The 5,170-nt window shown below is 57.3% G+C and carries 5 protein-coding genes and 1 tRNA gene; 4 read left to right on the plus strand and 2 right to left on the minus strand.

Going from position 1 to position 5,170, the window contains the following annotated elements:
• Positions 1–76: 76 nt before the first annotated feature.
• A complete protein-coding gene (locus NW818_RS12755; protein ID WP_414424763.1) occupies positions 77–1,789 on the minus strand; it encodes a SpoIID/LytB domain-containing protein in 1,713 nt (570 codons plus the stop codon).
• 89 nt (positions 1,790–1,878) lie between these two features.
• Here NW818_RS12755 and NW818_RS12760 point away from each other — a divergent pair, with 89 nt between their 5' ends.
• The 3 genes from NW818_RS12760 to NW818_RS12770 all read left to right on the plus strand — a co-directional run bounded on the left by NW818_RS12760 (position 1,879) and on the right by NW818_RS12770 (position 4,214).
• Entirely contained in the window at positions 1,879–2,310 is a 432-nt protein-coding gene (locus NW818_RS12760) for a DUF1818 family protein (RefSeq protein ID WP_414382812.1), read from the plus strand.
• A gap of 89 nt (positions 2,311–2,399) precedes the next feature.
• Positions 2,400–3,206, plus strand: a complete 807-nt coding sequence (locus tag NW818_RS12765) for an FAD binding domain-containing protein (RefSeq protein WP_414424764.1) — start codon at positions 2,400–2,402, stop codon at positions 3,204–3,206.
• Between the two features lie 573 nt (positions 3,207–3,779).
• The gene (locus tag NW818_RS12770; RefSeq protein WP_414424765.1) at positions 3,780–4,214 is read left to right on the plus strand and encodes a type IV pilin protein; all 435 of its coding nucleotides are present in this window, start codon (positions 3,780–3,782) and stop codon (positions 4,212–4,214) included.
• Between the two features lie 34 nt (positions 4,215–4,248).
• Here the strand turns inward: NW818_RS12770 and NW818_RS12775 are convergent.
• Positions 4,249–4,322 (minus strand) — tRNA-Arg (locus tag NW818_RS12775).
• Positions 4,323–4,523: 201 nt separating this feature from the next.
• Between NW818_RS12775 and NW818_RS12780 the strand changes: the two genes are divergently transcribed.
• Positions 4,524–4,958, plus strand: coding sequence for a hypothetical protein (locus tag NW818_RS12780; RefSeq protein ID WP_414424766.1), 435 nt, complete (start codon positions 4,524–4,526; stop codon positions 4,956–4,958).
• Positions 4,959–5,170: the final 212 nt, after the last annotated feature.

The raw sequence follows: 5,170 nt of genomic DNA on the forward strand, positions 1-5,170 counted from the left end.
TTATTATTGACTAGAGTCATGCTCTTCTAAAGGCTCTGTCCCGCTGTCGCGAACGGCCATAACTTTCACCCAACCTCTAGCGGATAGAGTAGGCTGCTGAGGCGGCAGGCAACTGCAAGGATAGGGATCCCAGCGGGGCCAAGGTGGTGCCGGGGTAGTAGAAAGCGAGGATTTGTGCCGCGTTAAACCCCTGCCGAGCCAGGGTATAGGAGCCATACTGGCTCAGGCCCACCCCATGGCCGAAGCCGCCACCGATGAAGCGATAGCCTGCCAATCGCTCCCCTTGTTTCAGAGGCTCTATCCGAAACAGGGTGCTGTACAGGCGAGGAAAAGCCAAGCGTACCTGATCCTTGCGCAAAAGAATCGAGCGGATCCCTTCTGCCGTCTGCAAGTCCAATTGCATCACCTGCACCCGGCCACTGGCGGAGCGCTCCAGGATCTGCATCCCCGCGATGCTGCTCCAGGTGGGCATCGGGATCCCTAGGTAGTCTTGGCCGGCCCGCAACTGGGTGTTCAGCTCCTCCAAAGATAGGGAGAACTCCCAGCGGAATAGGCGGGATACTCCTGCTTCGTTGAAGCCCTCTCGTTGGGCCAAAAACGCCTGGAAGCTGCTCTCCTGCCGCAAATCCAGGGGCTTACCCGGTTGATGGCGCTCCTCGCCCTGCGGAGCACGATGGGCAATATCCGCTTGCGGGCGTAGGTAGGGGCGCGGATCCCCGTCCCAAACATCTTCAAAGGCCGCCGAGATGCCGCCATTGGTAGAGGAATAGACAGCATCCACCAGCTCGCCATTGTAGGTGAGCACCAGGCCACTGGTTTGGCGAATGGCCTCGTCAGCCCGCGGGTGGGTTCCGGTCAATCCCTTGTAAACCTGGCAGTGGGTATTGGCACAGAGCTGATAATCGTCAACCTGAAAGCGGTGGAGGTTCTTGAGGGCGTAGGTGCGCGCCAGGATCGCCTGGGCAGCCATGGCGGCAAAGGGAGCCCCCGACCCCACCTCGTGGGGCACCACCCCCCGCAAATAGGTTTCCAGGGGCACGGCGTTGACTACGGTGTAGCTGCCGTAGGCGTTGGGCTGAATGGTAATAGAGCCGGCGTAGTGGCGGTCGTTCACCCGCAGATAGCCAGCATCAGAGGTCACCCTGAGGCGGGTGCGGTGGTAGCGAAAGTGTTCATGGATCCAGCTCAGCTCCGCCCGTTCGCGTCGCTCCTGCACCTCGAGCCGCACATGGGGGATCCCTTCCTTCTGGGCATACTGCTGAATCTGGATCAGTTGTTGCGGGGTGTAGGCGCGGTTGGCCCACACCTGCCATTCTTGCGGCTGGGCGATCTCGGTGCTGATGCCCAGAGACTGCCAATGGTTGGCGTTGGCCTCGGCACTCTCAAAACTTTTGTGGCTGCTGAGGATTAGACGGTATACGGTTTCCGGGGTGGTCAGGGCGCGATTGACAATGCCGATGCTGACCCGAGGCGTTCGCTGGGTCTGGGTGCTGCCGTCTGCTTGAGGGAATTCCAGGGTGAGAAGGGATCCCGTCGGCGCCGCCAGCTCCACTTGATCCGTCTCAGAACGGCCAAAGCGTTGCACAATGCCTATATGCAGGATTGGGTTTTCGGGGGTGGCTGCCGTGGCCAAGGTCTCTTCACGAACTCCGGTTGCGTCGGCGGCATGGAGCGCTAAGGCCGCCAGCAACAGGCCCAAGCCGGAAATGAGGGTGCTCTGTTTGCGCCAGCGGGACGGAGCCCCTAAAAACCGACGGGGTTTGGCAGTGAGAGCCTGACAACTGGCCATGGCCGCTTTATCCTAAAACACACCCTGTCGATTTTACCCGCATCTTTTCTGGCCCACCTGCAGTGGTCGCGTTAGCGGTGCGGAGCACCATGGATGCTTTTCCTCGCATGTCTGTTCCCGACGACGGGTTCCCAATCGCCACGGCGGGACGCCGCCCCTCTTTGCACAAGGGATCCGGCTGGAGGCTGGGCTGGGATCCCACCCGTTCCCCTTTTGTTGCCCTGGTGGGGGGAGAAGCCTGGGCGCTGGAGCTCACTCAGGAGGAGTGGCAAGCGTTTGTGCAGGGGGTGCAGCGCCTGCAGCAGGATATGGAGGCCATCGCCTCCCAACTGATGGCGGAGGAGGGCATTACGCTGGAGCAGACTTGCCCTGCTTTGACGTTGATTGCCAGCGGCAGCGCCACCGCCTGGGGCCTCTACGTGCAATTGCATCAAGGCCGGCGCGGAGAAGGTTTTTGGCCTGCTGATGTTGTCCCTGAGCTATGCCAGGCCCTCGCCCAATGCTTTCAGGAAGCTCTCTAGCCCCCTGAAGCCTGCAGTCTGGATCCCTGCCCAGGGTTTTTGGGGCGAAGCTACAACCCCTTGATTCCCTTCAGCGCCTGAGAGAACCGATGGATCTGCACCATCTGCACACTTACATTCGTCCCCAACAGCTTGAGGACTTGACCGCCTGGGATCCCGGCTGGAACTGGCTGGCCGGGGGGACTTGGCTCTTCTCACAGCCGCAACCCCACCTGCAGGGACTGATCGATTTGCATCCTCTGGACTGGAACGAGCTGGAAATCAGTGCAGAAGGGTTAAAACTGGGGGCAACCTGTACCTTCCAGCAACTGTTGCAATACGATTGGCCACCCCATTGGCCGGGGATCCGCGCCCTGTGCGAGGGAATGGCGTCTTTGGCCTCTTTTAAGGTGGCCCACTTGGCAACGATAGGGGGAAATCTCTGCCTGGCCCTGAGTGTCGGTGTCGTAGCACCCGTGTTGATCGCTCTTGAGGCCACCTACACGCTGATCGATCTGCAGGGATCCCTGCGCCACATCCCCGCTCAGGACTTTCAAACCGGCCCCCAACAAACTCTGCTGCAGCCGGGGGAAGCCTTGCGATCCATCTGGATCCCGGCCCAACGGCTGCGCGGCCCCAGCACCTTTCAGCGGCTCGGCATCACCCAAACGGATCCCGCCTTGGTGATCGTCACTGGATCCCGCGATCCCGACTCAGGCGATTATCGCTTCGGGCTCAATGCTGCCCTTTCACCCCCACAACTGGTGCGGCTGGGATCCCGGCCCGATCCAGAACATCTTCCCCAACTTTTGGCAGAGCAAGCCCACGGCTGGATCGCGGATTTTCGGGCCAGCGCCTTTTACCGCCAACGCATGAGCGAGGTATTGATTCGCCGCTGTATAGACATCTTGGGCTAATCGGGGTATTGCCCCATCCCAACAGGGGGCTGAGAACGACGTACTCATCCTGCCAAAGCTCCCGCCGCTCTGAAAGTAAAGGTTTTAGGCGTGGGTCAGTGCCCCAGTTTGAATCGAAATGACCATAAGTCTGACATTCCCGTCCATGGGATTGAGATAGCCACAGGCAAAAATTCATCTGTTGCTGTTCCAAAAATGGGTAACACATAAAAGTTTGGGGCAGTAGCAACTGGCAGTGTCACCCCATAGACAGCCGCGAAAACAGTTCACAGTGAACTCAGATTTATCTGGCCTTAAAACTTGAAGCCAGTTTACAAAAAATTTACCTACAGTTGATAGCCAGTGAGGTTTTGGATTCAGGAGTTCGCGTGATTTGACAGGGAAAGTTTTGGATCCGCAAAGGGTAACCTGAAACCAAGGAAAGGCTGGAATACTGGGGCAAGCTCCTTTGGGTTTAGCTAAGTGCCTGATTTCTCCCGAAGCGGGACTGGAACTGCTATGAGTCGGTTTTCCCCTCATGAAGTGTATCTCCGGAGAATCCTCTTTCGTCTGGCCACTGCAGCTCCTCGTGGCATGACATTGATCGAGTTGCTGGTGGTCATTGTGATTGTCGGTACTCTCTGCGCGGTGGCCATTCCCAACCTGCTCAACCACATTCGCCGCTCCAGAGTTGCTGAAGCCCAAACAGCTTTGGCGACCATTGGCCGCGCTTCAGAAATCTTCCGCATGGATTTTACAGTTTATCCTTCCAGCTACGCCGATATTCAATTCGGAGGGATCCACGGGGATCGTTATCTGCAAGATCCCTGGCAAGCCCCCAACTATCGTCTCCCCGAAGTTGTTCCTCCCACTCCTGGCCCAGCTGGCATGCGTTGGATGACGGAGTCTCACACCTACACAGCTGCTGGTGGGAATCCCCTGCGCTGTGACATCGGCCTTAGGGATCGCCAGCAAGAGGTTTTGGTCTCCGGCTACAACCTACACAACTCCTGCAACCTCTATCGTTGACCTGCCCAGGCAGGAGTCTGGCGGCTTGAGGAAGCGGGACTGGGCGGACTTGAACCGCCGACCTAGCGCTTAGGAGGCGCTTGCTCTATCCATCTGAGCTACAGCCCCTTGTCGAACATCCTACTGCTCTTAGCCCCCATCTCAGATTACAGCCCTTTTGCAGATGAGGTGATACCCGACCAGTTCTCATCATGCCCCAACTGGGTCTGGCGTTATCGGTTGTGTTGTTGACATTGACCTGCTAGACATCTTCTGTGATGCTAAGAAGTGTTAAGCTAAGGACTTGGATCCCAAACCGAGGTCAGCCCTATGGAATCCCTTTCTGATCCCTTCGTCAATCCCCCCATTTACTCTGCCATCGCCTTATTCAGCTTTTTTGCTGTTATCTTTGGCATCATTTTCAAGGACAATTTGGAATACCAGGTGGCCCTTTGGCAGCTTAACCGGGATAGCCAAGCGCAAATTCGCTACCGCACTCCTGGGGTGATCCTCACCTACAGTCTCTGCTGCCTGTTTACCTCTGGGTTTGTGGCCGCGTGTCTGAACGTGTTTGGCCTGTCTACGGCCTTGGCCGCCTGCGTCGGTGGGATCCTAGTGTTGAGCACGGCAGGCTTGGTGTGGTGGCAGTTGGGATCCCTGATGGCTCTGTTGGCTGCCGGTGGATCCCAGGCCATCGATATTGACTCTTACGGAGCAGGGGCCATTTTGGATTCTGAGGCGGCAGCACCCCCCGAGGGAGAATAGGATCTTGGAGTAGTCTTACCCCATGCCCTGGTCTAGCTGGATCAGCTGGATCCAGAAGAGCGTCCCTACAGAGTAGAGAAAGCTTAAGAAGTTTCTGGCCAACTTGTTAAAACGAGAGAACAAGTGCCAGCTCAGCTTTTGAAAAACGCCTCTTTCTGTAAAAAATTACAAATCATAGTCATTCCAAACTAGGTTGTGTTGATCTTTCATTT

Origin of the sequence: Synechococcus sp. R6-5, assembly GCF_047461775.1 — a bacterium.
Classification (GTDB): Bacteria; Cyanobacteriota; Cyanobacteriia; order Thermostichales; family Thermostichaceae; genus Thermostichus.